Annotated in this window: 30 protein-coding genes and 1 pseudogene; 18 read left to right on the forward strand and 13 right to left on the reverse strand. The window is 68.5% G+C overall.

Going from position 1 to position 25,863, the window contains the following annotated elements; all coding sequences use genetic code 11:
* Positions 1–25: 25 nt before the first annotated feature.
* On the reverse strand, positions 26–1,015 hold the full coding sequence (locus C441_RS06230; RefSeq protein WP_007274348.1) for a DUF7139 domain-containing protein: 990 nt from the start codon (positions 1,013–1,015) through the stop codon (positions 26–28).
* A 171-nt stretch (positions 1,016–1,186) separates the two neighbouring features.
* Here C441_RS06230 and C441_RS06235 point away from each other — a divergent pair, with 171 nt between their 5' ends.
* Genes C441_RS06235 through C441_RS06250 form a run of 4 tightly spaced genes read left to right on the forward strand, consistent with a single transcriptional unit; the run spans position 1,187 to position 3,256 of the window.
* Positions 1,187–1,468 carry a DUF5789 family protein gene (locus C441_RS06235; RefSeq protein ID WP_007274349.1) on the forward strand — a complete coding sequence of 94 codons (282 nt, stop codon included), beginning with the start codon at positions 1,187–1,189 and terminating at the stop codon, positions 1,466–1,468.
* Positions 1,469–1,470: 2 nt separating this feature from the next.
* Positions 1,471–2,142, forward strand: coding sequence for a CPBP family glutamic-type intramembrane protease (locus tag C441_RS06240; protein ID WP_007274350.1), 672 nt, complete (start codon positions 1,471–1,473; stop codon positions 2,140–2,142).
* Positions 2,139–2,750, forward strand: a complete 612-nt coding sequence (locus C441_RS06245; RefSeq protein ID WP_007274351.1) for a GrpB family protein — start codon at positions 2,139–2,141, stop codon at positions 2,748–2,750. Before C441_RS06240 ends, C441_RS06245 begins: the two co-directional genes overlap by 4 nt.
* A 50-nt stretch (positions 2,751–2,800) precedes the next feature.
* Positions 2,801–3,256: a DUF302 domain-containing protein gene (locus tag C441_RS06250; RefSeq protein ID WP_007274352.1), complete on the forward strand. Its 456-nt coding sequence runs from the start codon at positions 2,801–2,803 to the stop codon at positions 3,254–3,256.
* 34 nt (positions 3,257–3,290) lie between these two features.
* On the opposite strand, the gene C441_RS19855 is transcribed toward C441_RS06250, so the two are convergent.
* The 3 genes from C441_RS19855 to C441_RS06260 form a co-directional block, all read right to left on the reverse strand.
* Positions 3,291–3,464, reverse strand: coding sequence for a hypothetical protein (locus C441_RS19855; protein ID WP_004970081.1), 174 nt, complete (start codon positions 3,462–3,464; stop codon positions 3,291–3,293).
* A 35-nt stretch (positions 3,465–3,499) separates the two neighbouring features.
* The gene (gene nreA / locus C441_RS06255) at positions 3,500–4,762 is read right to left on the reverse strand and encodes a DNA repair protein NreA (RefSeq protein ID WP_007274353.1); all 1,263 of its coding nucleotides are present in this window, start codon (positions 4,760–4,762) and stop codon (positions 3,500–3,502) included.
* An 83-nt stretch (positions 4,763–4,845) separates the two neighbouring features.
* Entirely contained in the window at positions 4,846–5,826 is a 981-nt protein-coding gene (locus C441_RS06260) for a transcription initiation factor IIB (RefSeq protein WP_042663705.1), read from the reverse strand.
* Positions 5,827–5,944: 118 nt separating this feature from the next.
* Between C441_RS06260 and rnhA the strand changes: the two genes are divergently transcribed.
* Positions 5,945–6,538, forward strand: a complete 594-nt coding sequence (rnhA, locus tag C441_RS06265) for a ribonuclease HI (protein ID WP_007274354.1) — start codon at positions 5,945–5,947, stop codon at positions 6,536–6,538.
* A complete protein-coding gene (locus C441_RS06270) occupies positions 6,531–7,091 on the forward strand; it encodes a DUF7108 family protein (RefSeq protein ID WP_007274355.1) in 561 nt (186 codons plus the stop codon). Before rnhA ends, C441_RS06270 begins: the two co-directional genes overlap by 8 nt.
* 35 nt (positions 7,092–7,126) lie before the next feature.
* On the opposite strand, the gene C441_RS06275 is transcribed toward C441_RS06270, so the two are convergent.
* Positions 7,127–7,486 carry a PadR family transcriptional regulator gene (locus tag C441_RS06275; RefSeq protein ID WP_004970086.1) on the reverse strand — a complete coding sequence of 120 codons (360 nt, stop codon included), beginning with the start codon at positions 7,484–7,486 and terminating at the stop codon, positions 7,127–7,129.
* Positions 7,487–7,821: 335 nt separating this feature from the next.
* Here C441_RS06275 and C441_RS06280 point away from each other — a divergent pair, with 335 nt between their 5' ends.
* From C441_RS06280 to C441_RS06295, 4 genes and pseudogenes are all read left to right on the forward strand, one after another.
* Entirely contained in the window at positions 7,822–8,355 is a 534-nt protein-coding gene (locus C441_RS06280) for an inorganic diphosphatase (protein WP_004970087.1), read from the forward strand.
* 511 nt (positions 8,356–8,866) lie between these two features.
* Positions 8,867–9,766: a rhomboid family intramembrane serine protease gene (locus C441_RS06285; RefSeq protein ID WP_007274357.1), complete on the forward strand. Its 900-nt coding sequence runs from the start codon at positions 8,867–8,869 to the stop codon at positions 9,764–9,766.
* 1 nt (position 9,767) lies between these two features.
* Positions 9,768–10,593: pseudogene (locus C441_RS06290) on the forward strand (endonuclease V).
* A 59-nt stretch (positions 10,594–10,652) separates the two neighbouring features.
* Positions 10,653–11,498 (forward strand): SDR family oxidoreductase, encoded by an 846-nt coding sequence (locus tag C441_RS06295; protein ID WP_007274358.1) that lies wholly within the window; start codon positions 10,653–10,655, stop codon positions 11,496–11,498.
* A gap of 37 nt (positions 11,499–11,535) precedes the next feature.
* Here C441_RS06295 and C441_RS06300 read toward each other — a convergent pair whose 3' ends face one another.
* Positions 11,536–12,756, reverse strand: coding sequence for an ArsA family ATPase (locus tag C441_RS06300; protein ID WP_007274359.1), 1,221 nt, complete (start codon positions 12,754–12,756; stop codon positions 11,536–11,538).
* A 162-nt stretch (positions 12,757–12,918) separates the two neighbouring features.
* On the opposite strand from C441_RS06300, the gene C441_RS06305 reads away from it, so the two are divergent.
* Both C441_RS06305 and C441_RS06310 read left to right on the forward strand, forming a co-directional pair.
* A complete protein-coding gene (locus tag C441_RS06305; protein ID WP_007274360.1) occupies positions 12,919–13,443 on the forward strand; it encodes a CinA family protein in 525 nt (174 codons plus the stop codon).
* A 70-nt stretch (positions 13,444–13,513) separates the two neighbouring features.
* Positions 13,514–14,038, forward strand: coding sequence for a metal-dependent hydrolase (locus C441_RS06310; RefSeq protein WP_007274361.1), 525 nt, complete (start codon positions 13,514–13,516; stop codon positions 14,036–14,038).
* Between the two features lie 58 nt (positions 14,039–14,096).
* On the opposite strand, the gene C441_RS06315 is transcribed toward C441_RS06310, so the two are convergent.
* Positions 14,097–14,861, reverse strand: coding sequence for a PHP-associated domain-containing protein (locus C441_RS06315; RefSeq protein WP_007274362.1), 765 nt, complete (start codon positions 14,859–14,861; stop codon positions 14,097–14,099).
* 98 nt (positions 14,862–14,959) lie between these two features.
* Between C441_RS06315 and C441_RS06320 the strand changes: the two genes are divergently transcribed.
* On the forward strand, positions 14,960–15,262 hold the full coding sequence (locus C441_RS06320) for a DUF7565 family protein (protein ID WP_007274363.1): 303 nt from the start codon (positions 14,960–14,962) through the stop codon (positions 15,260–15,262).
* 188 nt (positions 15,263–15,450) lie between these two features.
* Here the strand turns inward: C441_RS06320 and C441_RS06325 are convergent, their stop codons facing one another.
* From C441_RS06325 to C441_RS06355, 6 genes are all read right to left on the reverse strand, one after another.
* A complete protein-coding gene (locus tag C441_RS06325; RefSeq protein WP_004970097.1) occupies positions 15,451–15,903 on the reverse strand; it encodes a transcription elongation factor Spt5 in 453 nt (150 codons plus the stop codon).
* Position 15,904: 1 nt separating this feature from the next.
* Positions 15,905–16,078, reverse strand: coding sequence for a protein translocase SEC61 complex subunit gamma (locus C441_RS06330; protein ID WP_004044219.1), 174 nt, complete (start codon positions 16,076–16,078; stop codon positions 15,905–15,907).
* 207 nt (positions 16,079–16,285) lie between these two features.
* Positions 16,286–17,431, reverse strand: a complete 1,146-nt coding sequence (gene ftsZ / locus C441_RS06340) for a cell division protein FtsZ (protein ID WP_007274364.1) — start codon at positions 17,429–17,431, stop codon at positions 16,286–16,288.
* Positions 17,432–17,589: 158 nt separating this feature from the next.
* Positions 17,590–18,909 carry a D-aminoacyl-tRNA deacylase gene (locus tag C441_RS06345; protein ID WP_007274365.1) on the reverse strand — a complete coding sequence of 440 codons (1,320 nt, stop codon included), beginning with the start codon at positions 18,907–18,909 and terminating at the stop codon, positions 17,590–17,592.
* A 57-nt stretch (positions 18,910–18,966) separates the two neighbouring features.
* Positions 18,967–20,283, reverse strand: a complete 1,317-nt coding sequence (locus C441_RS06350) for a Na+/Ca2+-exchanging protein (RefSeq protein WP_007274366.1) — start codon at positions 20,281–20,283, stop codon at positions 18,967–18,969.
* Positions 20,284–20,409: 126 nt separating this feature from the next.
* Positions 20,410–21,381: a calcium/sodium antiporter gene (locus C441_RS06355; RefSeq protein ID WP_007274367.1), complete on the reverse strand. Its 972-nt coding sequence runs from the start codon at positions 21,379–21,381 to the stop codon at positions 20,410–20,412.
* 172 nt (positions 21,382–21,553) lie between these two features.
* On the opposite strand from C441_RS06355, the gene C441_RS06360 reads away from it, so the two are divergent.
* The 5 genes from C441_RS06360 to C441_RS06380 all read left to right on the forward strand — a co-directional run.
* On the forward strand, positions 21,554–22,363 hold the full coding sequence (locus C441_RS06360; RefSeq protein WP_007274368.1) for a shikimate dehydrogenase: 810 nt from the start codon (positions 21,554–21,556) through the stop codon (positions 22,361–22,363).
* Positions 22,364–22,406: 43 nt separating this feature from the next.
* On the forward strand, positions 22,407–23,126 hold the full coding sequence (locus C441_RS06365) for a helix-hairpin-helix domain-containing protein (protein WP_007274369.1): 720 nt from the start codon (positions 22,407–22,409) through the stop codon (positions 23,124–23,126).
* A 113-nt stretch (positions 23,127–23,239) separates the two neighbouring features.
* A complete protein-coding gene (pabB, locus tag C441_RS06370) occupies positions 23,240–24,754 on the forward strand; it encodes an aminodeoxychorismate synthase, component I (protein ID WP_007274370.1) in 1,515 nt (504 codons plus the stop codon).
* Complete coding sequence (locus tag C441_RS06375; RefSeq protein ID WP_007274371.1) at positions 24,751–25,467, forward strand: anthranilate synthase component II; 717 nt, start codon at positions 24,751–24,753, stop codon at positions 25,465–25,467. Before pabB ends, C441_RS06375 begins: the two co-directional genes overlap by 4 nt.
* Positions 25,464–25,863: aminotransferase class IV (locus C441_RS06380; RefSeq protein WP_007274372.1), on the forward strand; the 400-nt coding region annotated here is incomplete at its 3' end. The genes C441_RS06375 and C441_RS06380, both read left to right, overlap by 4 nt.

Below are 25,863 nucleotides of genomic sequence, written 5' to 3' on the forward strand. Positions count from 1 at the left end.
AAACAGTCGTTGGAGCGTCGGCAGGCTACTCGCGGCGGCGCGGGAACCACTCGTCGCAGGCTTCCATGTCCTGCATCATCTCGTCGTGGGCCGCGCAGTAGGGCTTGAGACCGTCCGAGGTGCGGACGTACTCGAAGTACGTGCAGTTGCCGCAGTAGCGGTCGCCGACGGTGGCGTTCGCCGGGCGGTCCGCGTCGGGGTGGTCGGCCGCGCCCGCCGGCGAACGCGCGGATTCCGCCGACTGGACGGTGTCGACGCCGGCGGAATCCGCCGTCGCGGTGTCGGCGGCGTCCGGCCCGCCTGACGACGCCGAGGGTTCGACGTCGAGCGGGGTGATGTCCTGGGTCGACGCGCCGCCGTCGGTCGCGCCGGCGCTCGCGGTCGCCCCCGACCCGGCGGTTGAGGTCGACTGATTCGTCTGCGTCTGGACGTCGCCGTCGGGCGTGCCGCCGAGGAACCCGATGCCGCCGAGCCCGCCGCCGCCGGAGTTCTCGACTTCGACGACGCGGGTCTCGCCCTTTTTCGTCACCTGCACCGTGGCCGTGCCGCCGGGGTCGTTCCGCGTCTTGAAGTTGGCGACGCCGACGAACAGACACCAGAACGTCGTGACCGTGCCGAAGAAGTAGACGGCGACGGTTTCGAGCGTGAGGTCGGTGAGGCCGGCCCCGCAGGTCGCGCCGGTCCACTGGCACGGGTACGCGTGCGAGAAGAGCGCGACGCCGAGGACGGCGATGCTCGCGCCGATGAGCGACGCGGCGCGGGTTCGACGGCTCGCGGGGAGGACCGCGAGGACGCCGAGGAAGACGGCGGGAACGCCGATGCCACCGAGGATGCCCCCGAGTTCGCGCGCTTCGCCGAGGGTCGCCCCGCCGGACGTGTACACGTCGGTGGTCGCGACGACGATGCCCGCGACGACCAACAGCACGCCGAGGAGGAACCCCCCGAAGCCCAGGGACAGCCGTCGGAGACTCGGCCCGCCCCGGCCACCGTGGTACGCCTCCGAAAGACTAGTCATGGCCCCGACTACGAAACCAGTCCCTAAAACGATGCGTCAGACGAGTATCTACTTCTCGACACGTCGCAGGCCGTCGACACGCGCACGGCGACCCGATACGCCGCCGGCGGCGCGGCGGCGGCACATGTGAATCTCGAAGGGATTATCATGCGCGGTGGCTAATCCCCGCGCATGGCTGACGAGGAAGCAGACGAGGCACCCGCCGTCGAACTCGGTACGGGCGCGTCCGTCGAAGGTGCGCCCCTCGCGCGCGTCGCCTCCCGACTGACGTGGCCGCAAGAAAAGAGCAGTATCCTGAACAAAGAAGGCGACGCGGTCATCCGCACGCCGGACGGCCCCCAGAGCCTCGAAGACGTGCTCGCCGAGGCCGACGAGACCTACTTCGAGACGCGACAGGCCTTCGTCGACGACGTGCTCGACATCGTCGGTCGCGGCCCGGTCCAGACGGACTAGCGGTGTTACGCCGCCGGCTCGCCGGTCTCCCGTGGCTCTACCGCGCCCTCATCGTCGGGGGCGTCGTCGGAGCCGCGTGGAGCCTCTGGCCGCTTCCCGCCGGCGACCTCACCTACCGCGCGGTCCACGACGCCCTCCTGTTCATCCTCGTACCCGGAGCGCTCGCGGTCGCCCACGGCCGCAACCTCGGCTGGAACGTCGACCGCGCGGCGCTCCGAAACACGCTTTTGCTCGCGCTGTTCGTCCTCCCCTTCTACCTCGTCGGATCGAGCCTGCCGTCGATTCGGGCGTACTACCCGATGTGGCACACCTCGACCGCGCTCGCGGACTTCCTCCCGCACGCCGCCCAGCAACTGCTCGTCGTCGTCGCCGCCGAGACGTACTACCGCGGCCTGCTCTGCGTCGGCGTCCGCGAAATCGGCCGGAAGAGCGCGCTCATCAGTCCGATTCTCTACGCGTTCCACCACGTCGGTAAGCCGCCGATAGAGATTCTTCTGTCCGCTCCGACGGACGTGCTGTTCGGCCTCGTCGACTACGAGAGCGACTCGATTCTCCCCTCCATCGTCGCCCACGGCGGCGGCCTCATCCTCTTGGACTGGCTCGTGCTTCACCCGCCGCTGTTCCCGCCCGACCGGGTCGCCGCGGCGCTCCAGTGGCTCCCGATTCCGCTATGAGCGACGATAACGACGCGGCCGAGGCGGACGGCAAGCCGTCTCCACCGTCTCCGTCGCTCGGCCTCGCCCGCGGCACCGTCGAACTCGCCGCGCACGACCCGCGCTGGCGCGAGGCGTACGAGCGCGAGGTCGAGCGCCTGCGACCGCGACTCGGTGGCGCAGGAGGCGACGACAGCGTCCGATTCGAACACGTCGGGAGCACCGCGGTTCCGGGGCTGGCCGCGAAACCCATCGTCGACCTGCTCGTCCTCGTTTCCGACCTCGACGACGCCGAGGGCGTCGCGCGGGCGCTCGAAGCCGCGGGCTACGAGGAGCGCCCCGACGACGACGTTCCCGACCGCCGATTTTTCGTCCGCGGCCCGCCCGGGCGGCGGACGCACTATCTCTCCGTGACCGAAGTCGGGAGCGACTGCCACCGCGAGCAGGTCACTTTCCGCGACGCGCTCCGCGCAGACGACGACCTCGCGGCCGAGTACGAGCGACACAAGCGCAGGCTCACCGAGGCGCACCCCGACGACCGGAGTCGGTACACGAACGCGAAGGCGTCGTTCGTCGAATCCGTGCTCGACGACGCCGCGTCGTGGGAAGGCGACGACTCGCTCGTGTAGGTCGAGCACACTACCATAGCTTTTCCCCGCCGGGGAGTCAAGGGTGGGTCATGGCACTCCCAATCGACCCCAGCGCCATCAAACCGGAAGACATCGGCGAGGAACGCGTCGTCCTCGAGATGGAACACGAGGCGGCAATCGAGCGCGTCCGCGAGGCCTTTACCGACGCCGGGTTCGGTGTCGCCACCGAATTTTCGCCCTCCGAGATGCTCAACGAGAAGGTCGACGCCGGCCGCGACCCCTACTACGTCCTCGGCGCGTGTAACCCGAACATGGCGGACCGCGCGCTCGACGCCACCGACAACAAGATGGGCGGACTCTTCCCGTGCAACGTGGTCATCTGGGAAGAAGAGCCGGGCAAGCAGGTCGTCTACCACCTGAGCATCATGCGCGTCGCCCGCCTCATCGGCATCGCCCCCGACAACGACGAGATGGCCGATATCATCGCCGACACGGGCGAACTCGTCGAACAGGCGCTCGCCAACCTCGACGCGGCCGAGGCGTAGGCGGGGTATCGAAGCGCAATCGGCTGTCTCGACTTTACAACCCGTCTCGCGCGTCGAGCGCGTCCGCGATGCGCTTCACGTCGCCGCGAATCTTGTACAGCAGATAGAGCGCGACGAGCGCCGCGACCACGGGGAGGAGCGCGAAAATGCCGTAGATGAGGATGATGATGAGCAGTTCGGGACCGCCGGGGACCTGTAACGGGAGCATACGAGAACGTATCGTCCGACTGTCAAAATAGTTGCTCAGGCGAAGTCGAAGATGTCGGTCTGGAGACCGGCGGCCATCGTGGACTTCCGGCGGAGGTCCGCGAGCGACACCGGGAGGTACTCCGTCACGTCGCGGACGGCGTCGCCGAACGTCTCGGCGTCGGCCGTCTCGCCCTCGAAGGCGTGGCGGATGGACTCGCGTATCTGCCAGACGCCGACCGGCCCCCAGTAGTCGTCGGAGACGTGTCTGATGACGAGCGCCTTCGCCTGTCGGCCGCGCTCTTTGAGGTGTTCGAGGACGCCGAGCCGGGAGGCGTGGTACGCGCCGGCCGTCTCGTTCACGTAGCCGGTCCGCCCCTCGTAGCCCTCGCGGTCGGCCGCGAGATACATCCCCGCCTCGGGGTCGGGGTTCCAGACGCTCCCCGGCGCTTTCAGCTCGATGAGTTCGAACTCCCAGCGCCCCGGCGCGAGGATGACCCAGAAGGCGTTGCCGATGAACTCGTTGCGGTAGATTTCGACGCCGTCGACGCTCTCTGCGTGTTTGACCTGCCCGCGGAGGTACTGACCGAGCGTGTCGTCGACGGCGGTGATGGACCACCGCGTCGGGACGAGCCGGCGCTGTTCGGTCTGGCCGAGCGCGCCCGCAGAGAGGATGGTGTTGATGTCGTACACGTCGAAGCCGCGGCGATAGAGGTACGTCATCGCGCCCTCGGCGTTCCAGTCGTCGTCTTCGAGCGTCTTTTGCACCAGTTTGGGGACGTGCGGGTTCTCCGCGAGGTCGGCCGAGCGGGCGCGGGCCCGCGGGCCGACGGGCGTCGCCACGTCGTCGGCGCGGGCGTCGAGGTCGAGGGAGGGCTTTCCATCGAGGCCGATTTCGACCGTCACGGGGCGGTCGGCGATGGCGACCTCGCGTTGCGTCCCGAGGAAGCCGTCCCACGAGTCGGCGACGTTCGTCACCTTCGTCCCGCGATTCGAGTTCAGAAGCGAGGTGCGCCGCTGGAACACGTCGTCGATGCTCACGCCCTCGTCGTACCACGCGGCACTCGTCTCGAAGGAGGCGGCGTCCTCGTCGTGGCCGACCGGCGAGAGGATGCCCGTCGAGACGTTCGGATAGTTCGACCGGCCGACGAAGATAGACGGGGAGACGCCGCCGTACAGCGAGTCTCCCTGCACCGTCTCCTCGAACCGGTCTTGGAACGTTTCGAGGTGGTCGAGGATGCCGTAGGACTTCTCCTCGGCGAGTCGCCGCCGCTCGGCGCGCTCGTCCCGCTCGATGTCCATGTACTCGTCGAGCCGCATTCACCGGATGTGGGTCGCCCGCGGGTATGAACCTTCGGCGACGCGTCCGGGTCAGAAAGGGGTCCGGCTCGCGCGGGCGGGGCTCAGGTGTGGATGCCCATCGCTTCGATCTGTTCTTGGTAGCGGTTCCGGATGGTGACTTCCGTCACCTGCGCGACCTCGGCGACCTCGCGCTGGGTCTTCTTCTCGTTGCAGAGAAGCGACGCGGCGTAGATGGCGGCGGCGGCGAAGCCGGTCGGCGACTTCCCGGAGAGAAGCCCCTGTTCCGCGGTCGTCTCGATGATCTCGTTCGCCTTCGACTGGACCTCCTTCGAGAGGTCGAGTTCGGACGAAAACCGCGGGACGTACTTCTTGGGGTCCACCGGCCGCATCTCGAGACCGAGTTCCTGCGAGATGTAGCGGTACGTCCGGCCGATTTCCTTGCGCTCGACGCGGGACACCTCGGAAATCTCTTCGAGCGAGCGCGGGATGCCCTCCTTCCGACACGCGGCGTACAGCGCCGACGTGGCGACGCCCTCGATGGAGCGGCCGCGAATCAGGTCCTCGCTGAGCGCCCGGCGGTAGATGACGGACGCGACCTCGCGGACCGACCGCGGGACGCCGAGCGCCGACGCCATGCGGTCGATTTCGCTGAGGGCGAACTGGAGGTTGCGCTCGCCGGCGTCCTTGGTTCGAATGCGCTCTTGCCACTTGCGCAGGCGGTGCATCTGCGACCGCTTCTTCGAGGAGATAGAGCGGCCGTAGGCGTCTTTGTCCTTCCAGTCGATGGTCGTCGTCAGTCCCTTGTCGTGCATCGTCTGCGTGGTCGGCGCGCCCACGCGCGACTTCGACTGCCGCTCTGAGTGGTTGAACGCCCGCCACTCCGGGCCGGGGTCGATGCGCTCTTCTTCGATGATGATGCCGGTCTCCTCGTGAATCAACTCGCCGTCGCCGGTCCGAACGACTTCCTCGGGGTCGAGGTCGTCGAGGTCCAACTCCTCTTCGGATGTCTCGTCGTCCTGTGACTCGTCGCCCCATCGAGTCCGGTCGTGCTCACGCTCCCGCTGGCGGGTAGGCCGTTTCATCGCATTTATATATTGTCTATTTCCTTGCACTTCAACCTTTGGCGGCGTTCGTCGGAGTGTCACCGCGGCCGCAACGACGAACGGAGCGCCTTTACCGAATCACCGGTGAGGTGACGGTATGCCGACCGTCGAGTGCGACCCCGACGAAGCCCGACGACGACTCGAAGCCGCGGGCGTGTCCGTCTCGCCCGGAAACACCGACCACGAGCGCTGGCGCGCCGAACGCGGCGACGCCAGCGCGGTCGCCTACGACGGGAAGGTCGTCGTGCAGGGGTCGAGACCGACCGACCTGCTCGCGCTCATCCGGCCGACGGGCGGCCGCGCGCACGTCTACTTCGACGGCGCGAGCCGGGGGAACCCCGGCCCCGCCGCCATCGGGTGGGCCATCGTGACGAGCGACGGTATCGTCGCCGAGGGCTCACAGCGAATCGGCGAGACGACCAACAACCGCGCGGAGTACGAGGCGCTCGTGGAGGCGCTGTCGGTCGCAGAGGAGTACGGCTACGACGAGGTGGACGTCCGCGGCGACTCGCAGTTAATCGTCAAGCAGGTCCGCGGCGAGTGGAACACGAACGACCCCGGACTCAAGGAGCGCCGCGTGAAGGCCCGAGAGCTCCTGTCGACGTTCGACCGCTGGTCGCTGGAACACGTACCGCGAGAGATAAACGACCGCGCCGACTCCCTAGCCAACGAGGCCCTCGACGATGCCTGAGTCAGAACTCCCCGAAGACGTGCTTTCCGAAGCCGAGCGGCTGACGCGACTGGCCCGCGACGCCGTCGACCCCGACGAGGCGGAGGCGTATCGGTCCGCCCGCGACGACATCGTAAGCGAGTACGAGTTCCGCGCGCGACACCGCGAGGAAGACGACGTGTTGGTGCTCCACCCGGACGAGTGGGTCGCCGACGACGGAATCGTCGACCCGGCGGAGATAGACGACGTCGACCGCGGAATCGAACGCCCGCTGTCGGGGACCGGCGAGGACCACGAGTGGAGCGCGGTCGAAGAACACAACGCGTCGTGCGTCGCGGCCGTCGCCGAGGAACACGGCGCGGCCCACGCGGCGAACGCCCGGGCGTTCGCGGACTTCCTCGGGAACCACTACGTCCGGCGAATCGAGACGGCCGGCGCTCCCGAAGTGCGCGAGTTCGTCGAAGAATATTATCCACGCAACGCGTGGCCGACCGCTGAACAGCGGTCGTTGTTACCGGAGTCGCTCGAGTTGCTCTTCGACGCCGCAGACGCCGAAGTGCCCGAATACAACTGAGCGAACCCCGCGGTTCGTGCGGTGTGTTCTGCCGATTACAGCTTGCCTTCGACGAGCTCCGAGACCATCTCGGCGCGCTCGTCGTCGGTGACGAACTTCGAGAGCATCCAGTCGAAGCGGTCGAGGACCGCCTGGAGGCCGTCGTCGGTCAGTTCGTACTGGTTCGTCCGCTTGTCGAGTTCGCTTTTCTCGACGAGACCCATCTCGACGAGGTCGTCGAGGTTGGGGTACAGACGCCCGTGGTTGACCTCGGTGTCGTAGTACGATTCGAGGTGACGCTTGATAGCCAGGCCGTACATCGGCTCCTCGGCGAGAATGACGAGGATATTCTGTTGGAACGCGGTGAGGTCCCGAGCCGCACCGGATTTGTTGCCAATTGTTTGTGCCTCTGACATGCATATGGAAATGTCATCGGCCTATTTAAACTTTGTCAACGCGCAGTCTGTTTCGTCGCCGAATGTAGGGGCACGATACGATGAATTTGGGGCGGAGCGGACACGAGTGTCGGGTATTGCACAGAGCCGAGTCGTGGCGACGGACGAAAGACAGTGGGCGGTGTCCAAGCGAGCATATCTGAGGAATATCTCACACGCATAGCAGGAGTGTCGTGGGATTCGGGGGAGAATACCTCTACACATAGAGAGGTTCAAAGTGGCCGACGAGGCCCGAGTGGTATCCGTAGGAGACCAATCCCGAAAGGACTTTTGCCCGCATCGAGGATGGATTCGGTATGGTGAACCTCTGGGAAGACATGGAGACCGGACCGGACGCACCGGACGAAATCTACGCAGTCGTCGAGTGTCTCAAAGGCGAGCGCAACAAGTACGAGTACGACAAGGACATCCCCGGCGTCGTCCTCGACCGCGTGCTTCACTCCAACGTCCACTACCCGTCGGACTACGGCTTCATGCCGCAGACGTACTACGACGACGAGGACCCCTTCGACGTGCTCGTCCTCGTCGAGGACCAGACGTTCCCCGGCTGTGTCATCGAGGCCCGCCCGGTCGCGCTCATGAAGATGGACGACGACGGCGAGCAGGACGACAAGGTCATCGCCGTCCCCATCGAGGACCCCCGCTACGACCACATCGAGGACCTCGAAGACATCCCCCAGCAGACGCTCGACGAGATCGACGAGTTCTTCTCGACCTACAAGAACCTCGAGGCCGGCAAGGAAGTCGAGACGCTGGGCTGGGAGGACAAGCAGGCCGCCAAGGACGCCATCGAACACGCGATGGACCTCTACGAAGAGAACTTCGCGTAAGCGACTTCACCGCGCGTTTTTTCGGACGCTGAACTAACCCACAGTGTCGACCACGGCGACGACGCCGGAACTGCGACCGCCCCGAAACCGACCGCCGCCGGCGACCCAGATACCCGACAGTTATCGCCGACGCGCCCGCCGATGAATTATGCGCATGGGTAATCTTTAGTCCCTCTGTCCGGTAGCTTGAGACACGAATGGCAGCCAAGCAACCCCGCCTCGGGCTTCAGCACCCGACCGTCGTCCCCACGAACTTCACGCCCGCCGACGAGGCGGACAAAGACGCCGAGGACGCGACCGACGACGACGCGTAACCCCGTATTTCTCGCGCGACGACCGCCGAGAGCGACGGCGTTGGCCGCGCCGACGACACATCGGTCGTCCCCCGAAACGAATAATCCGGCCAGTTGACCCGGCGACGGTGCGGATTCGTCTTCCAATCAAGATGTGAGCCAACACACCACATCCATGAGGGAACCCCTTTTTATCTCGCCGCTGTAAGGCGTTGGTAATGCCTGTCTGCGACGTGTGCGGCAAAGACGAGAGTCTGCCGTACCGCTGTTCGCGGTGTGGCGGGACGTTCTGTTCCGAACACCGCCTCCCCGAGAACCACGACTGCGCGGGGCTCTCCGACTGGGACGACCCCGCCGGCGTCTTCGATAGCTCCTTCGACGACTCCGTGAACAATCAGGGCGGCCGCGGCGGCGGACTGCTGAGTTCGCTCACGGGCGCTGGCGGCGTGCTCGGCTACTTCCGCGGGAACGTCGCGTACCTGTTCCTCGCGCTGATGTGGCTCACGTTCTTCGCCCAGCTCGTCTTAGAGCAGTTTCTCGGACTGCCCAACCTCTCGATTAGCGCCTTCTATCTCACGAGCATCCACCCCGAGTACGTCTGGACGTGGGTCACCTCGATATTCGCCCACGGCGGCTTCTATCACATCGTCGGTAACTCCATCGTGCTGTTCTTCTTCGGCCCGCTGGTGGAGCGCTACGTCGGCTCGCGGAAGTTCGCGGCGCTGTTCCTCGTCAGCGGGATGCTCGCCGGGCTGGCGCAGGTCGGCTCGTCGATGCTCCTGTCTCCCGGAAGCCTGAGCGCCGTCGTCGGCGCGAGCGGTGCCATCATGGCCGTTCTCGGCGTCCTGACCGTCCTCAACCCGGGGCTCCGAATCTATCTGTACTTCATCATCCCCGTCCCGCTGTGGCTGTTCACGCTCGGCTTCGCCGGCATCTCGGTGTTCTTCTTCGTCAGCCAGAGCGCCGACGGCATCGCCCACTTCGCGCACCTCATCGGCCTCGTCATCGGCCTCGCCTACGGCCAGCACGTGAAGGGCCGCAGGAGCGTCCCCTCCCAGCTCTCGCTCGGCGGGGGCGGTCCGGGTGGCCCGGGCGGTCCCGGCCGCGGTCGGTTCTGAGATGCGACCGACCTGCCCTGACCTCGCGCCGCGCCCCGGACTCTCGCGCGACGAGATGGAGTCGCTCCAGCGCCGCGTCGCCGAGGCGGCCGTCTTCGAGGACGACCTCCCGTTCGACCCGGCGCGCGTCTCCCTCGACTCGCCGGAGCGAGAAAACGAGACGCTCACGAACGCGACAGCACTCGGCGGTGGGGCCGACTCGCCACCGCTCGTCGCCGGTATCGACCAGTCGTTTCTGGACGACCGCGCGCTGAGCGCCGTCGTCGTCCTCCGCGGCGGCGAGGTGGTCGAGCGCGTCCACGCCGTCTCCGAACTCGATTTGCCGTACATTCCCGGCCTGCTCTCGTTCCGCGAGGGGGGCCCCCATCCTCGACGCGCTCGCCGAGCTCAACTGCGACCCCGACCTGCTCGTCTTCGACGGCTCCGGGCGCATCCACTTCCGACAGGCGGGCCTCGCCACGCACCTCGGCGTCGTCTGCGACGCGCCGAGCGTCGGCGTCGCCAAGTCCCTCCTCTGCGGGACGCCGGACGAGGACGTGGACGGCCGACCGGAGGGCTGGCGAACCCCGATTCGCGCCGACGACTCGGTCGACCCCGTCGGCGGCCATCCCGCCGGCCCGGAGACGACAATCGGCTACGCCTTCCAGTCGCGGCAGTACGACTCGCGCCCTATCGTGAACCCGCTGTACGTCAGCCCCGGCCACCGCCTCTCGGCGGCGACGGCCGTCGACCTCGTCTCCCGGCTCTCGGGGTCGTACAAACTCCCCGAACCGACCCGGCTGGCCGACGCCTACGCCGACGAGGCGAAGGCCCAGTACGAAGACTGAGCGCGACCCAATCGTGGCGAACCGCGTACACTTAACAGCGCGCGGTTCGACCTACCGACGTGCATCAAAAGACGGTCCTCATCACCGGTTGCTCCTCGGGAATCGGGCGCGCGACGGCGCTCGACTTCCTCGACGAGGAGTGGGAGGTCTACGCCACCGCCCGGAACCCGGCCGACATCGAGACGCTGGGGGAACGCGGCGCGAACATCGCGACGCTCGACGTGACCGACCAGGGGGACGTCGACCGCGTCGTCGACCGCATCGCCGACGAGCAGGGGCGCATCGACTGCCTCGTCAACAACGCCGGCTACGGCCAGATGGGCCCCGTCGAGGACGTGCCGACCGAGAAGGTCCACGACCAGTTCGACGTGAACGTCTACGGTCCACACCGACTCGTCCGCGCCGTGTTGCCCCACATGCGCTCGCAGGGCGACGGCACCATCGTCAACGTCTCCAGCGTCGTCGGCCGCGTCGCCTTCCCCGGAACCGGCGTCTACGCCGGCTCGAAGTTCGCCCTCGAAGCGATGACCGACGCGCTCCGCACCGAGGTCGAGGAGTACGGTATCGACGCCGTCCTCATCGAGCCGGGGCCGGTCGAGACGCAGTTCTCGAATCGCGTCGAAGCCGAGGTCAACGGCAACGGCGACGAGGCCGACGGCCTCGACCGCTCGGGCGCGTACGAGAAACTCTACAAGCTGTTCGACGACTCGCAGGCGCTCGGCGGGGGCGGCCCCGGCGCGATTCCGCCCGAACGAGTCGCAGAAGACATCGTCGACGCCGCGAGTTCGACCAAGCCGCGGGCGCGCTACCAGCCCGGCACCGTCGCCCGCGTCGGCGTCCTCGCCCGGTTCCTGCCCGACGCGTGGCGCGACGCGCTCTACGGCTTCGCCCGCAAACTCCCCTGAGACGCGCCGTCTATCCGCGTCGCCGGCCCGCTCGACGCTAGTCGAGACAGGTCGCGACGACCCGAAGAGCGTCTTCGCCCTGTACCTGTTCTGCGAGCAGTGGCACCCGCTTTACGTCGCGGCCGCGGAAGAGATTCGTCGCCGAGCGGAGCGCGTCCTGTTGGACCTGCCAGCGCCGCTGACAGAAGCCGCAGTTCTCCAAGTCGGGCGACTCTATCCACTCGGGGTCCACGTTTGCCACGTCCTCGACGGACTCCATGACGCGGTTGACGACGAGCGTCTGGACGGGGATTTCGAACTCGTCGAGCCGCGAGACGAGCCGCTTGGACTCCACGACGCTCATCTCCTCGGGAATCATGACGACCCGGAAGTCGGTCCGCGTCGGGTCGCGGAGCACCGCTCGCAGGCGCTCGATGCGCTCGCGGAGGTCGTCGAGGTCCGCCATCCCGGCCTGCGGGTCGTCGGGGCCGCCGCCGAACATCCCCTTGAGGTTGTCCATCATGCCGGAGAAGCGCTGGCGCATGCGGGCGATGCGGCCGAGCATGGAGTCCATCAGCTCGGGGAGTTCGAGCAGGCGGAGCGTGTGGCCCGTGGGCGCGGTGTCGACGACGACGCGGTCGAACCGCGGGTCGTCCATGTATTCGAGGAGCTGTTGCATCGCCGCGGCCTCGTCCGCGCCGGGCATCGGGCCGCCCGTTCCCATCGGTCCGTCGCCGCCGAGGAGGTCCTCGAAGCCGCCCATTCCCCCGCCCATACCGCCGAACGGCGAGTCCGCGTCGCCGCCGGCGAAGGGGTTGTCGTCGTCGTACTCGCCGGTCTCGAAGTCGGTCTCGTCGTCGAACTCCTCGCCCGCGCCGTCGCCGCCAGCGAACGGCCCTTCCATGACCGCGTCGGGGTCGATTTCGGCCGCGTAGAGGGGTATTTCCTCGCGGATGCGACTCGGCTTGTCCGGGACCGGCACGCCGAGCGTGTCGGACAGGGAGTGTGCGGGGTCCGTGGAGACGACGAGCGTCGCGGTGCCGTCGGCCGCGCTGGCGAGCGCCGTCGCCGCGGCCATCGTGGTCTTCCCGACGCCGCCCTTGCCGCCGTAGAGGACGTAGTCGGGCGCGTCGATGCCATCGGGGAGGCCCTCGGTGTCGGTCGAGGTTACCTCGTCGGGGTCGGTGACTTCCACCTCGATTTCGGCCGGCCCGTCGTCGCCGGCGTCGTCGTCTTCGTCGGCGTCGGGTCGCTCCGTCGGCTCAACGTCGATGTCCATGTCGGACCCGACACCGCGGGGCTTTGTGTACTTCTCGGTCTCGGAACCGCCGGTGGACTTTTGTCCCGGTCGCGTCGGTGCCGACCGCGTCCGCTCTGCTACGGCTGTCCGCCCACCGTTCGCCCCCGTCCGCTTTTGTCCCGACCGCCCGTGGTCGGTCGTATGCGCGAGTTCGCATCCGACCCGCCCGAGGAGGCCCGCGTCGGCGACGCCCTCCGCGAGGCGGGCCACACCGTCGCCGTCGCGGAGTCCTGCACCGGCGGCCTCATCGGGTCGCTCCTGACCGACGTGCCCGGCTCCAGCGACTACTTCGACCGCTCGCTCGTCACCTACTCCTACGACGCCAAGCGCCACGAACTGGCGGTCTCGCGGGAGTCGCTGGACGAACACGGGGCCGTCTCCGAGCCCGTCGCCCGCGAGATGGCCGCCGGCGTCCGCGACGTGGCCGACGCGACGTGGGGGCTGGCGACGACGGGCATCGCCGGGCCCGAGGGCGGCCTCCCCGGCAAGCCGGTCGGCACCGTCTTCGTCGGCGTCGCCTTCGCCGCGCCGTGGGGGTCCGGCGACTCCTACGCCCGCGTCGAGCGCTTCGAGTACGAGGGGTCTCGAACGCAGGTGAAAGAGCAAATCGCGCGCGGGGCGCTGGCGCTCCTCCGCGGGGAAATCGAGTCCACGACGACCGGCTGAATCGGCCGAGCGGTCGCCGTCTGTCGGTTCCGTGGGAAAGCTTTGTATCCCGCCGGACCAGTCTGCATCCATGAACAAGAAGGGACACGTGCTCAACGCCATCCTGTTGGCGCTCGGGCTCGGCGTCATCCTCACCGTGGACCCCCGGTCGTTCGAACCGACGGCCGACTCGGCGTTCCTCCTCGCCCAGAAAATCGGCCAGCTGTCGCTTCCGGTCGTCCTCGGCGCGCTGTTTCCCGACGTCGACACCGCCTTCGGCAAGCACCGCAAGACGCTCCACAACCTCCCGGTGCTGGCGATATTCCTCGCGTTCCCGCTCGTCTTCGGCAACCTCCAGTTCGTCTGGATCGGCGTCGCCACCCACTACGTCCTCGACATGGTCGGCTCGAAGCGCGGCATCGCGCTGTTCTACCCGCTTTCGCCCCAGGAGTACGACCTGCCGACCGGCGTGGCGACGAGTTCGAAACACGCCGACGCGGTGACCGTCGTCGTCACGGTCGCCGAACTCGGCGTCCTCGCGGGCGTCCACTACTACCTCTTTTCGCTCGACGTGTCCCTCGCGGACGCCGCGGCGTCGTTCACCGCGGTGCTCTGAGGGCGTCGGAGCGCGGACGCGTTCGTCCGGAGCGTTCGACTGCCGGCGAAAATCAGTATCAGTAGACGCTCACGTCGTCGAACCGGCCGTCGTAGGCGATGTGGCTCGGGTGCGTCGGCTCCATCCCCGAAAGCAGGAGTCGGTCGACCTTCCCCCACGAGTTCTCGTAGCCGAGGTGGGCGAACTCGGCCGCGCCGCGGAGCGCGTGGGAGACGCCGGTGCGGCGGACGACCCGGCGGTCGGCCCCCTCGCGGAGCGCGGCGACGAGGTCGGCCTCGGAGTCGATGTCGCGGTCGAACTCGGTCCACGCCTCGCCGACAGTGCTGTGGAGGTGCGCGTAGGACGACGCGAACCCCGGCAGTCCCGCCTCGCGGGCGATGTCGCGGGCGCGCCGGTTGTCCCACGACAGGGCCTTCGTGTTGTACGTCTCGACGGCGTCGATGTCGTCACGGCGGGCGGCCACGTCCTCGGCGGTGAGGCTCACCGTCAGGAACTCGGGGTGGGGGACGAGCGTCGCCGCGCCCTGTCGGTCGAACTCGGCGAAGGCCCCGTCGAGGGTGATGAAGTCGGGGACCGGCTCCGAGAGGCCGACCGCGAGGACGTGTTTCCGGTCGCGCCACGACCCCGTGAACACCTCGCGGGCGGGGACGACGAGCAGGTCGTCGTCGGAGAATCGCGCCGCGCGGGCGCGGACGTCGGGCAGGCGGACGAAGTGCGGCGCGTAGACGAGCACGTCGATGCCGCGGGCTTTCGCGCGCGAGACGACCCGCTCGTCGAGAATCTTCACGTGCATATCGACCCGCGTCGTCGTGGTCGCGCTCACACGATACGGTCGGGTCAGCCACCAGTTAGTGGTTGCTATTTGTCGAACGCCGGGCGGTCGAAGAAACGGTTTTGTGGCTCACGGCCGTCGGAGGGAACATGTCCCGGTGGAAGTGCGGAATCGAAGGGTGTGACGGTCGGTTCGAAGACGTCGAAAGCGCGGTCATCCACCAGACGGTGGACCACGAGCGCCACGAGTGCAAGGTGTGCGGGACCGTCGTCCCGGAGGGCTACTTCGCGATTCGTCACGCCTTCGACGAGCACACCCGCGCCGAGTTCGTCCGCGCGTACGACGCCGATTCCTCGGCGGTCCGCATCCGCGAGGACGTGAAAGACGCCGTCGAGGCGGACGCGGACCTCAACAGCGTCGTCGAGACGCTCCGCGAGCAGGGCGCGCTGTAGGCCCACGCGAGACGGGCGGGTCGCGGTCGCGGTGGGACGCGACGCGGTCGCGGTGGGGCGCGACGCGGCTCGCCCGAGACGGCGCTCCTCGGGGACTGTCGGGGGACATGGGAGTCACCGGGGCGCGCCGCTCGTCGCGCGCGTCGCGTCGGAACTGAGAGAGAAGAAACCCTCGTCGGGGCGGACGCTTACCGCTCTTCGGAGTCGAGGACGCGAATCTGGTCGCCGCGGACGGTGACCGGAATCGGGACCGTCGCCTCGTAGAGTTCGACGGTGACCTGGTCTTTCGTCTCGTCGATGCGCTGGACGCGCGCCTTCTCGCCTTTGAACGGGCCGGCGATGAGTTCGACGATGTCGCCCTCCGCGATGCCCTCCACGTCCGGCGTCGGCGAGAGGAAGTGCTCGACTTCGGCCATGCTGGAGGTGCCGACCGCGCCGCCGCTCTCGACGAGGCCGCGAGCGTGGGGAATCTCCTCGAGGACGCGCGTGACGATGCCGTCGTCGTCGGCCTCGACCATCACGTAACTCGTGAGCGAGTCGGGCGCGAGGACGGCGTGGATCTCGGCGAACTCCTTCGTCGCGATCATGTCCGCGACCGTCTGCTCTTGGCGAGCGGTGGTCTTGACGGCGAAGATGGGCATCTCAGACTCCTCCGGGGAGGAAGCTCATAACCGCGAAGATGATGAAACCGAGCAGTCCGACGAGGAAGATACCCGCGCCGGCGATTTTGGAGATCTGTGAGAACTCCTGCCACGACGGGGTGCTCGCGAGTTTCAACACGCGAACGTAGCTGTTCAGGTCGTACTTAACGTCCATGTTGCTGGGGGCTAAGGCGCCGGGCTTTTTCTATCTATTGATGCACCGACGGGGCGAGCGGGCGCTCGCGAACGGGTCGACCCCGACGAGTTCGATTCGGCGCCGCCGCTCGATAACGGGCGGGACGCGAGACGCGGCGGGCCATCGAACCGGAGCGGGCGCGGGAGCGAAAGCGAGTCCCCGCGGCCGACGGGGCGGCGACGCCGACTACTCGACGTAGTCGATGTCTTCGAGACGCTCTTCTGCCTGCGCCTGCGCCTCGCCGTTGCGACCGTAGATCTGGGGCGACTCGACGCCGGTGACGACGATCATCGTCCGCATCATGCCTTCGAGTTCGTCGTCGACGGAGGTCCCCCAGATGATGCGCGCGTCGGGGTCGATGCGGTCGTAAATCTCCTCGACGACGCCCTCGGCCTCCTCGATGCTCATGTCGGAGCCGCCGGTGACGTTGACGAGCGCGGAGTTCGCGCCGGAGATGTCCACGTCGAGAAGCGGCGAGCGGAGGGCGGACTTGACGGACTCTTGGGCCTTGGACTCGGAGTCCGACTCGCCGAGACCGATCATGGCGACGCCGCCGCGCTCCATGACGGTCTTCACGTCGGCGAAGTCGAGGTTGACCAGTCCGGGCTTGGTGATGAGTTCGGTGATGCCCTTGACCGAGCGCATCAGCACCTCGTCGGAGACCTTGAACGCCTGCCGGACGGGGAGCTTGCCCACGGCGTCGAGCAGGCGGTCGTTCGGGACGACGATGACCGTGTCAGAAACGTCGCGGAGCCGTTCGAGCCCGGCCTCGGCGTTCGTTCGTCGCACCTCGCCTTCGGCCGTGAAGGGCGTCGTGACGATGGCGATGGTGAGCGCGCCCGACTCGCGGGCCGCCTTGGCGACGACGGGGGCCGAGCCGGTGCCGGTGCCGCCGCCGAGACCGGCGGTGACGAACACCATGTCGGAGCCCTCGATGGCGTCGTAAATCTCCTCTTGGGATTCGAGGGCGGCCTCCTCGCCGACCTGCGGGAGCGAGCCCGCGCCGCGGCCCTGGGTCTTCTGTTCGCCCATGAGAATCTTCGTGTCGGCCCCGATCTCCACGAGGTGTTGCACGTCGGTGTTGGCGGCGACGAGCTTCGCCCCCTTGATTCCCTCCTCGTGCATCCGGTTGACGGTGTTGCCGCCGGCACCGCCGCACCCGACCACCGTGATGTTGGTCTGGAGGTCTTTGAGAACCGCTTTCAGTTCGTCGTCAGTCATCGTCCCGGACCGGTTGATGTTGGTCGAGCCGTCGACCTGGACCGACCCATCCCCCACGTCCTCGGCCTCGGCCTCGGCCTCGTCAATTGCGTCGCCGACGATAGAGTCCATATTTATGGAGACGGTTTACGGAGGACGACTAATTATCTTTCCCCCTTCCGTCAGACATCTGTCTGACGAGCCGCCGATTCGTGCCGAAACGTGACATGTGAGTCCGCGGCACAAGCCGTCTCTCGGGGCGAAATCGGTCGGTCGCGTCCCGACGGCGACTACACCGTGAACTCGACGAGTCGATCTTTCGACACGTCTTCGGGCGCGACGGTCTCGCCGTCGACTTCGACCGACTGCCCGGCCGAGAGCTTGCCGAACGCCGGGCCCTCGGGGACGCCGAACTCGCGCGCGACGGCGGGGTCGAAGGCGCGCGTCGCCGCCGTGACCGCCCCGTCGTCGCGGACGACGCTGTCGTATTTCTCGCGCAGTACGTCGCAGAGCCGCGACACGAGTTCGTCGTAGCCGTCGCCCGCGACGGCCGCGCGACCCACCGCGCGCGTCCCGCCTTCGGTCGTGTGGAAGGCGACAGTCGTCTCGTGGACCGCGTCGAGCGCGGCGTCGAGGTCGATGCCCTGCGCCTCGCCGAGCAGGCCGTCTGGGAGCGAGACGACCTCGTAGTCGTCGACGTCGATTCGCGCGCCGAATCGGAGGCCCTCTTCGATAGTCGTGACGGCGGCTTCGAGGGCGGCGACGCGGTCGAGGGGGACGCCCGAGGTCTCGCGGACCCACGTCTCGGAGACGACCCGGAACCCCTCGGCTTCGAGGGCGGCCGCGAGGTCGCTCCGGTCGCCGTCGACCAGCGCGAGGTCGGCCGCGGAGGCCTCGAACGCCCGCCGGAGCACGTCGCGGTTCTTCTCGGGCGCGCCCATCGCCTTGAGTTGCCAGTCGGCGGCGATGTGGCCGACGCGCCAGTCGGTCTCGCGGAGGACGCGCTCGAACCGCGGAGCGTAGTGGCCGCCGCCGAAGCCGACGAGCTGGCGGTCCGCGTCGGGCGCGACCCCCTCGATGTCGAGGACGGCCGCCGCGACGGCGCGGGCTCCCTCGGGGTCGTCCCACTGCTCGTCGTCGCTCCCGAGTTCGACGAACATCGAGGGGACCGTCGGCTCGGTCGGGCCGTGGTGGGTCGCCTCGATGCCGACTTCGTAGCCGTCGGGCGCGCGGTCGCGGAGCGCCTCGACGACGGCGCGCTGGGCGTTGGGACACGCGCGGGCGAACCGCCCCGGCTCGCCGCCGTAGTCGGCGGGACCGAAGTTCCCGGTGAAGTGCGCGGTCAGGAGCGCGCCGGTCTCGCCGGAGTGCCGGGAGACGACGACGAGGAGGTCGAGGTCGGCGTCGAACGCCGCGGCCGGGTCGTCGAGGTCGATGTGCAGGTCGTCGAACTCGCGGAGTTCGAAGCCGTCGCGGAAGAAGACGGTGCCGCCGCCGTCGGCGTCGGGTCGGTCCCCGTCGGTCCGTTCGTCCCAGTCGGCGAGTTCGAGCAGGTGCTCGCCGATGTGAACCGATGCGCTGTCGGCGCGGCTGACGACGATTCCAATCACGATACGAGGGTCGCCGAGGCCGGCGAAAAGGGCGTCGGAAGCGGCGAGGGGAGCCGGTCAGTCCTCGACCGCGGCCGGCGTCTCGTTCGCACCGTAGTCGCCGCGGACGCGCCGGACCGAGAGCTTGGCGACCGCGGCGAGGTGCCTGCGCCGCCGGACGAAAAGCGCCGTTCCGACGACCAGATAGACGACCGAGAAGCCGACGAGCGAGGTCGGACCGTCGAAGGTGACCGCGCCGAGGCCCGGAACCGGGAGCGTGAGCGCCAGTCCGGTGACGGAGTAGACGAACTGCGCCAAAAACAGGCCGAGCAGGGCGACCGCCTCGCGGAGGCTGATGGAGAACGTGACGAGGATGGCGATGGCGAAGTAGCTCTGGGCGGCCGTCAGCCAGAGTTCGCCCATCTGGTGGGTGTCGAGCGGGAGCGGTGCGTAGGAGCCGACAGAGAGGCTGTAGACGAGGACGAGCGTCCCGATGAGGAGCGTCCACTGGTTGAGCTTCGAGGAGATGAGCGCGTTGAAGCCGGCGGTCGACCGCGCCTTGTTGACGAGGTAGGCCACGACGATGAGTTCGGGGCTCTCGCTCGCCAGCGGCGCGACCCACTGAATCATCAGGAACGAGGGGATTCCGACCGACTTCCCGAGGGCTTCGAGGCCGTGGGCGAACGGCTCGACGGCGACGAGGATGACGATGCCCGAGAAGACGAACAGCGCGAGCGTCGTGGCGATGCGCTTGGGTTTCCGGTACGACTGGAGGTACGCGGGCACGCCGATTTGCTCTTCGTCCTCGTGGGGCGAGTTCATCGCCACGAAGATGTACGTCACGTAGAGGCCGACGAGGACGACCATGTCGACCGCGCCGATGCCCGCGCCGAGCGGGACGAAGAAGGCGAACACGGTCGCGGCGAAGAGGAACAGAATCTCGGTCGCGATGCCGTGGTCGAGACGGACCACGTCCGCGAGGAAGCCGGGGCGGGACTCGACCGCCTCGTCGCCGGTGTCGCGGGCGCGGTAGACGGTGAAGAGGGCGATTGCGGACCAGCCGATGCCGATGAGGATGCGGTTCGCCCCGGTCATGTTGGCGACGGCGAGGCTCGCGGCCTCGGCCGACTCGGGCGAGCCGGGGTTGATGCCGGCCTCCCACGCGTAGAGCGCGTCCATCGCGTACTCGGGGGCGACCGCGAGCACCGCGAGGATGGCGAGCGCGAACGCCCGCGGCACGTCTGCTTCTGCGGTTTCGGCGCCCCACGCGAGGAGGAACGAGGCACCGAGGACGGCGATGCCGCTGAGGGCGACGGTGACGCCGGTCGTGAGGTCAACGCCGAGCGCCGTGTGGAGGGCCAGCCACGGGACCGTCAGGAACGCGGCCCCGAACACCGCTGTCAGCGGGTGACCGAGTTGTCGTACCATCGTCACTACAAGCGCGAAGCCGAAGCCGGTAGCTCTTGTGCTTCGGAATCGGCCAGCGACGGGCATGGGAGACAGCCGAGTCGAGAGACCCGGCTACGGGAGGATGAGCCAGAAGAAGACGAGATAGCCGCCGACGAGGATGCCGCCGTCGAGTCGGGACACGTCGCGGTTGCGGAGCATCAGCGCGATGACCCCGAAGGTGAACACGAGAAGCGCCGGGAAGTCCAGCGAGATGGTGCTCGCGGGGACGTTCACGGGGACCATGATGGCGAGGATGCCGAGGACGGCGACGACGTTGTAGATGTTCGAGCCGACGACGTTTCCGATGCTGAACTCCGACTCGCCGCGGACCGCGCTGATGACCGACGCCGCGAGTTCGGGCAGTGAGGTGCCGAACGCGAGGACCGTCAGCCCGATGAACCGCGGACCGAACCCGAAGGATTCGAGCAGTCCCTGTCCGCCCTGAATGAGCCAGTTCGAGCCGACGAACAGGAGGAGGAGACCGAGACCGAGGTAGACCACGTCCCTGAGTTGCGCCGACACCTCGTCTTCGTCCTCGATGTCGATTTCGTCCGTGCCGAGGGCGTCGGCCTTCGCCGAGCGCGCGCGGTACAGGAGGTAGCCCGTGAACGCGACGAGGATGACCAAGAGGACGCCGCCGTCGACGGCGCTGAGGTTCCCGTCCATCCCGAGCGCGACGAGCGCGACCGCCGCGGCGATCATGAACGGGACGTGTCGGCGGAGCGTCGTCGTCGAGACGCCCATCGGCCGGATGAGCGCCGAGATTCCGAGGACGAGACCGATGTTGGCGATGTTCGAGCCGACGATAGCGCCGAGTCCGAGGTCGGAGCTGTAGCCCAACCCGCTCAGCACCGCGACGAACAGTTCGGGAGTGGTCGTCGCGAACGCGACGATGGTCACACCGACGATGGCCGCCCGGAGGCCGAGACCGATGGCGAGCCGAGACGCGCCCTCGACGAGCGCCTCGGCCCCGAGATAGAGCGCGACGATACCAGCCACGAGGAGCGCGGTATCGAAGGAAAGCAGGGTTGCGAGTGCCGACATACGCGGGAGTAGACCGACGGGAGACCAAAAGCGCGCCGGTACACCGCGAGTCCGCGAGGACCGACGCGGGAGCGCGAGACGGGGCGAACCGCCCCCCGACGGCGGCTGTCGGGTCCCGGCGGAATCCGACGCGGACGGGCGAGTTATATCGACGGCAGAACACCACCCGTCCATGCAAGTGTACGGTCTCGTCGGCAACCCGGTCGGCCACTCGCTGTCGCCGCCGATGCACGAGGCGGCCTACGGGGAAACCGGTCTCGACGCGCGGTACGTCACGTTCGAACCCGCCCGCGACGACATCGCGGCCGCCGTCGACGGCGCGGACGCCCTCGGCGTCTCGGGGCTGAACGTTACCATCCCGTTCAAACAGGACGTGCTCGAACTGGTCGACCCCGACCCGCTGGCCGAGCGCATCGGCGCGGTCAACACCATCGACTTCGGCGCGGAGACGCCGGCGGGCTACAACACCGACGCGGCGGGCGTCACGCGGTCGTTCGACCGCCACGGCGTCGACCTCGGCGGAGCGGCCGCCGTGGTCGTCGGTGCCGGCGGGGCGGGTCGCGCCGCCGCGTTCGCCCTCGCAGACGCGGGCGCGTCGGTCCACGTCGCCAACCGGACCGCTGAGAGCGCGGTCGAACTCGCCGCGGCCGTCCCCGGCGCGACCGGCGGCGGACTCGACACGCTCGACCGGATTCGGGAGGCGAACGTCCTCGTCAACGCGACGAGCGTCGGGATGGAATCGCCCGAGGAGACGCCCGTCTCCGCGGAGTTCCTCCACGGCGGCCTCGCCGTGCTCGACGCGGTCTACACGCCGCTTGAGACCCGACTTCTCCGCGAGGCGGCCGCGACCGGCGCGACCACCATCGACGGCGCGTGGATGCTCCTCCTGCAGGGCGTCGAGGCGTTCGAGCTATGGACCGGCCGCGACGCGCCCGTCGAGGCGATGAACGCCGCGCTCCGGAGCCACCTCGGCGAGCACTGAGGCCGCTGGTTTTTAAATAACGGGATTGCATAGGAGAAGGTACATGGGCTTGCTTGACACTATTTCGTCGTTCTTGAAATCCCTCGTTGGTGGCGACTCGTCGTCTTCCTCGACGGACGGACGTGACGACACGGCGACCGTTACGGTCGAACGCGACACCAGAACCGAGCGCGAGGAAGCGAACGTCGAGACCGAGGCCGCGGTGAAGGAACCTGTCGACGGGGCGGAATCGACGGACGAAGCGGCCGCAGAAGCGGCCGACGATGCGGTCGAACCCGAGGGCGACGCCGAGTCCCACGCGGACGACGAGGACACCCGCGACGACACGGAGGTGGTGGCCGACGCCATCGAGGAAGCCGAGCCGGAGGCCGAAGAAGCCGAACCGGAGCCTGAGTCCGAGCCCGAACCCGAGGTCGAGGACGAAACCGGCGAACCCCAGGACGAACCCGAAGACGAGGACTCCGACGAGTCTGACTCCGCCGACTCCGACGAAGACGAAGCCGGAGAATCGGACGAAGAAGAGGTCGAAGAGGAAGAAGCGACCGAAGACGACGACTCCGACGAAGAAGAGGTCGAAGACGACGACGCGCCGACCGTCGACACGATTCGCGGCATCGGTCCGGCGTACGCCGAGCGCCTCTCCGAGATCGGCATCGAGACCATCGCGGACCTCGCGGCGGCCGACGCCGACGAGGTCGGCGACGAAATCGACGTGTCGCCGAAGCGGGTCCAGCGCTGGATCGACCGCGCCGGCGACGCGTAACCGACGCGCGCGCCGGACGACCGAGACGACTTCTCTCCCGGCGGGTGACCGCGCTCGATGCGCCGGTGACGCGTCACGAAACCGTTTACCCGGCGGACAGACTGGTGTGGGTAATGACCGCACCGACCGTCGTCACCGACCGCGACGACTTTCGCGCGGCCGCCTCGATCGCGCCCGCCGGCGCGCGGGTCCCCGTCGAGGTCCGCGTCGCCGTCTCGGACCCCTTCGACGCCTACCGACGCGCCCGCCGGGACGCCGGCGGCTTCTTCTACGAGACGACCGGCGGGCAACCCGGCTGGGGCGCCTTCGGCGTCGACCCCGCGGAGCGCCTGACCGCTGACGACCCGACCGACGACGACCGGGGCGACCCCGGCGACGACCCCGCGCCGAGCCTCGCGGCGCTCGAATCTTTCGTCGACTCGGAGACGCTCGTCCGCGGCGACTGCGACGTGCCGTACCCCTGCGGCCTGTTCGGCTGGCTCTCGTACGACGCGGCCCGCGAACTCGAATCGCTCCCCGAGCGCACGACCGACGACCGGGGGCTTCCGCACCTGCAACTCGGCCTGTACGACCTCGTGGCGTCGTGGGAGGAACCACGACCCGACGGCGACGAGACGGCGCTCCGCGTCACCTGCTGTCCCGCCGTCGAGGCCGACGCTGACCTCGGCGCCGTCTACGACGAAGCGCGGGCGCGGGCGACCGACCTCGCCGTCGAAGCTGTCGAGGGCGACCCCGCGCCCGTCTCCGCGCCCGTCGAGGCCGACGAGGCGACGTTCGAGAGCGCCTGCGGCCGCGAGGCGTTCGCCGGCCGCGTCCGCGCCGCGAAGGGGTACGTCCGCGACGGCGACACGTTTCAGGCGAACCTCTCACAGCGACTCGTCGCGCCCGCCGCGGTCCACCCGGTGGACGCCTACGCGGCGCTCCGGGAGGTCAACCCCGCACCGTACTCGGGATTGCTCGAACTCCCCGGCGTCGACCTCGTGAGCGCCAGTCCCGAACTCCTCTTGCGCGTCGAGGGCGACCGCCTCGTCACCGAACCCATCGCCGGCACCCGCCCGCGGGGGGCGACGCCCGAGGAGGACGACGCGCTGGAGGCCGACCTGACGACCGACGAGAAGGAGCGCGCCGAACACGCGATGCTCGTCGACCTCGAACGCAACGACCTCGGGAAGGTCTCGGAGTACGGGTCGGTCGAGGTGACGGAGTACCGCCGCGTGGACCGCTACTCGGAGGTGATGCATCTCGTCTCGCTGGTCGAAGGAACCCGACGCGAGGGGACCAGCCTCGCCGACGCCGTCGCCGCGGTGTTCCCCGGCGGGACCATCACGGGCGCGCCGAAGCCCCGGACGATGGAGATTATCGACGAACTCGAAGCCACCCGGCGCGGCCCCTACACCGGGAGCATGTTCGCCGTCGGCTTCGACGACCGCGCGGTGCTGAACATCGTCATCCGGACGCTCGTCCGCTTCGGAGACGAGTACCACCTCCGCGTGGGCGCGGGCATTGTCCACGATTCGGACCCCGACAGCGAGTACGACGAGACGCTGGCGAAGGCGCGGGCGCTCGTCACCGCCATCGACGAGGCGCTCGGCGAGCGCGCGAACATGACCGTGGGGGCCGAAAGATGACGCGCATCCTCGTCGTCGACAACTACGACTCGTTCGCCTACAACCTCGTGCAGTACGTCGGCGAGGCGGTCGCGGAGGCACGGGAGGGGGACGAGAGCGGAGACGGAGCCGAGGGCGGTTCGAACGCCGCGGACGACGTGCTCGTCTACCGCAACGACGCGCTCTCGGCCGACGACATCCGCGACATCGACCCCGACGGCATCGTCGTCTCGCCCGGTCCCGGCACTCCCGCCGAGGCCGGCGTCTCAGTCTCCGTCTTCCGCGACCTCGACTACCCGACGCTCGGCGTCTGCCTCGGCCACCAGTCGCTGTGTGCCGCCCTCGGGAGCCCCGTCGGCCACGCGCCCCACGTCGTCCACGGGAAGCCCTCGCTCGTCGAACACGACGGCGCAGGGGTCTTTTCCGGCCTCCCCGACCGAATCGAGGTCGGTCGTTACCACTCGCTCGCGGTCGAACGCGACGACGTACCCCCCGAGTTGGCGGTGACGGCCTACACGGTCGCAGAAGGGTCCGAACCCGGCGGTCCCGATACTGACGAAGGCGACGAACCCGCGGTCGTGATGGGCGTTCGCCACCGCGAGAAACCACACATCGGCGTGCAGTTCCACCCCGAGAGCATCCTCACCGACTCCGGAAAGGACATCGTCCGCAACTTCGTCGCGCTCGCCGCGGGCGACGGCCCGGCGGCCGACGCGTGGGAGGGAGACCGATGAGCGACGATAGGGTCGGAGACGGCGACGGCGACGGAGACGCCGGTGGGCGGTCGCTTCGCTACCACGTCGACGGCGAACTCGTCCCCGCCGAGTCGGCGTCGATTCCGGTCACCGACCGCGGCTTCCTCTACGGCGACGCCGCCTTCGAGACGCTCCGCGCCTACGGCGGCGAGGTGTTCCACTGGGACGCCCACGCCGACCGACTCGCCGAGACGTGCGACGTCCTCGGGATGGACCACGGCCTGTCCGACGCCGACCTCCGCGCGCGAATCGACGAGACGCTGGCGGCGAACGACCTCGACGAGGCGTACGTCAGGCTCTCGGTCACCCGCGGCAGTCAGGGCGGCCGCCTCACGCCGGCCGAGGCGGTCGACCCCCGCGTCGTCGTCATCGTGG

It is taken from the genome of Haloferax sulfurifontis ATCC BAA-897, from assembly GCF_000337835.1.
Lineage (GTDB): Archaea > Halobacteriota > Halobacteria > Halobacteriales > Haloferacaceae > Haloferax > Haloferax denitrificans.

Bases quoted from the DNA above. Each gene is read 5' to 3' on its own strand.
- C441_RS06230 (WP_007274348.1), bottom strand. From the start codon at position 1,015: ATGACTAGTCTTTCGGAGGCGTACCACGGTGGCCGGGGCGGGCCGAGT.
- C441_RS06235 (WP_007274349.1), top strand. From the start codon at position 1,187: ATGGCTGACGAGGAAGCAGACGAGGCACCCGCCGTCGAACTCGGTACG.
- C441_RS06245 (WP_007274351.1), top strand. From the start codon at position 2,139: ATGAGCGACGATAACGACGCGGCCGAGGCGGACGGCAAGCCGTCTCCA.
- C441_RS06250 (WP_007274352.1), top strand. From the start codon at position 2,801: ATGGCACTCCCAATCGACCCCAGCGCCATCAAACCGGAAGACATCGGC.
- C441_RS19855 (WP_004970081.1), bottom strand. From the start codon at position 3,464: ATGCTCCCGTTACAGGTCCCCGGCGGTCCCGAACTGCTCATCATCATC.
- nreA (WP_007274353.1), bottom strand. From the start codon at position 4,762: ATGCGGCTCGACGAGTACATGGACATCGAGCGGGACGAGCGCGCCGAG.
- C441_RS06260 (WP_042663705.1), bottom strand. From the start codon at position 5,826: ATGAAACGGCCTACCCGCCAGCGGGAGCGTGAGCACGACCGGACTCGA.
- rnhA (WP_007274354.1), top strand. From the start codon at position 5,945: ATGCCGACCGTCGAGTGCGACCCCGACGAAGCCCGACGACGACTCGAA.
- C441_RS06270 (WP_007274355.1), top strand. From the start codon at position 6,531: ATGCCTGAGTCAGAACTCCCCGAAGACGTGCTTTCCGAAGCCGAGCGG.
- C441_RS06275 (WP_004970086.1), bottom strand. From the start codon at position 7,486: ATGTCAGAGGCACAAACAATTGGCAACAAATCCGGTGCGGCTCGGGAC.
- C441_RS06280 (WP_004970087.1), top strand. From the start codon at position 7,822: ATGGTGAACCTCTGGGAAGACATGGAGACCGGACCGGACGCACCGGAC.
- C441_RS06285 (WP_007274357.1), top strand. From the start codon at position 8,867: ATGCCTGTCTGCGACGTGTGCGGCAAAGACGAGAGTCTGCCGTACCGC.
- C441_RS06300 (WP_007274359.1), bottom strand. From the start codon at position 12,756: ATGGACATCGACGTTGAGCCGACGGAGCGACCCGACGCCGACGAAGAC.
- C441_RS06305 (WP_007274360.1), top strand. From the start codon at position 12,919: ATGCGCGAGTTCGCATCCGACCCGCCCGAGGAGGCCCGCGTCGGCGAC.
- C441_RS06310 (WP_007274361.1), top strand. From the start codon at position 13,514: ATGAACAAGAAGGGACACGTGCTCAACGCCATCCTGTTGGCGCTCGGG.
- C441_RS06320 (WP_007274363.1), top strand. From the start codon at position 14,960: ATGTCCCGGTGGAAGTGCGGAATCGAAGGGTGTGACGGTCGGTTCGAA.
- C441_RS06325 (WP_004970097.1), bottom strand. From the start codon at position 15,903: ATGCCCATCTTCGCCGTCAAGACCACCGCTCGCCAAGAGCAGACGGTC.
- C441_RS06330 (WP_004044219.1), bottom strand. From the start codon at position 16,078: ATGGACGTTAAGTACGACCTGAACAGCTACGTTCGCGTGTTGAAACTC.
- ftsZ (WP_007274364.1), bottom strand. From the start codon at position 17,431: ATGGACTCTATCGTCGGCGACGCAATTGACGAGGCCGAGGCCGAGGCC.
- C441_RS06355 (WP_007274367.1), bottom strand. From the start codon at position 21,381: ATGTCGGCACTCGCAACCCTGCTTTCCTTCGATACCGCGCTCCTCGTG.
- C441_RS06360 (WP_007274368.1), top strand. From the start codon at position 21,554: ATGCAAGTGTACGGTCTCGTCGGCAACCCGGTCGGCCACTCGCTGTCG.
- C441_RS06365 (WP_007274369.1), top strand. From the start codon at position 22,407: ATGGGCTTGCTTGACACTATTTCGTCGTTCTTGAAATCCCTCGTTGGT.
- pabB (WP_007274370.1), top strand. From the start codon at position 23,240: ATGACCGCACCGACCGTCGTCACCGACCGCGACGACTTTCGCGCGGCC.
- C441_RS06375 (WP_007274371.1), top strand. From the start codon at position 24,751: ATGACGCGCATCCTCGTCGTCGACAACTACGACTCGTTCGCCTACAAC.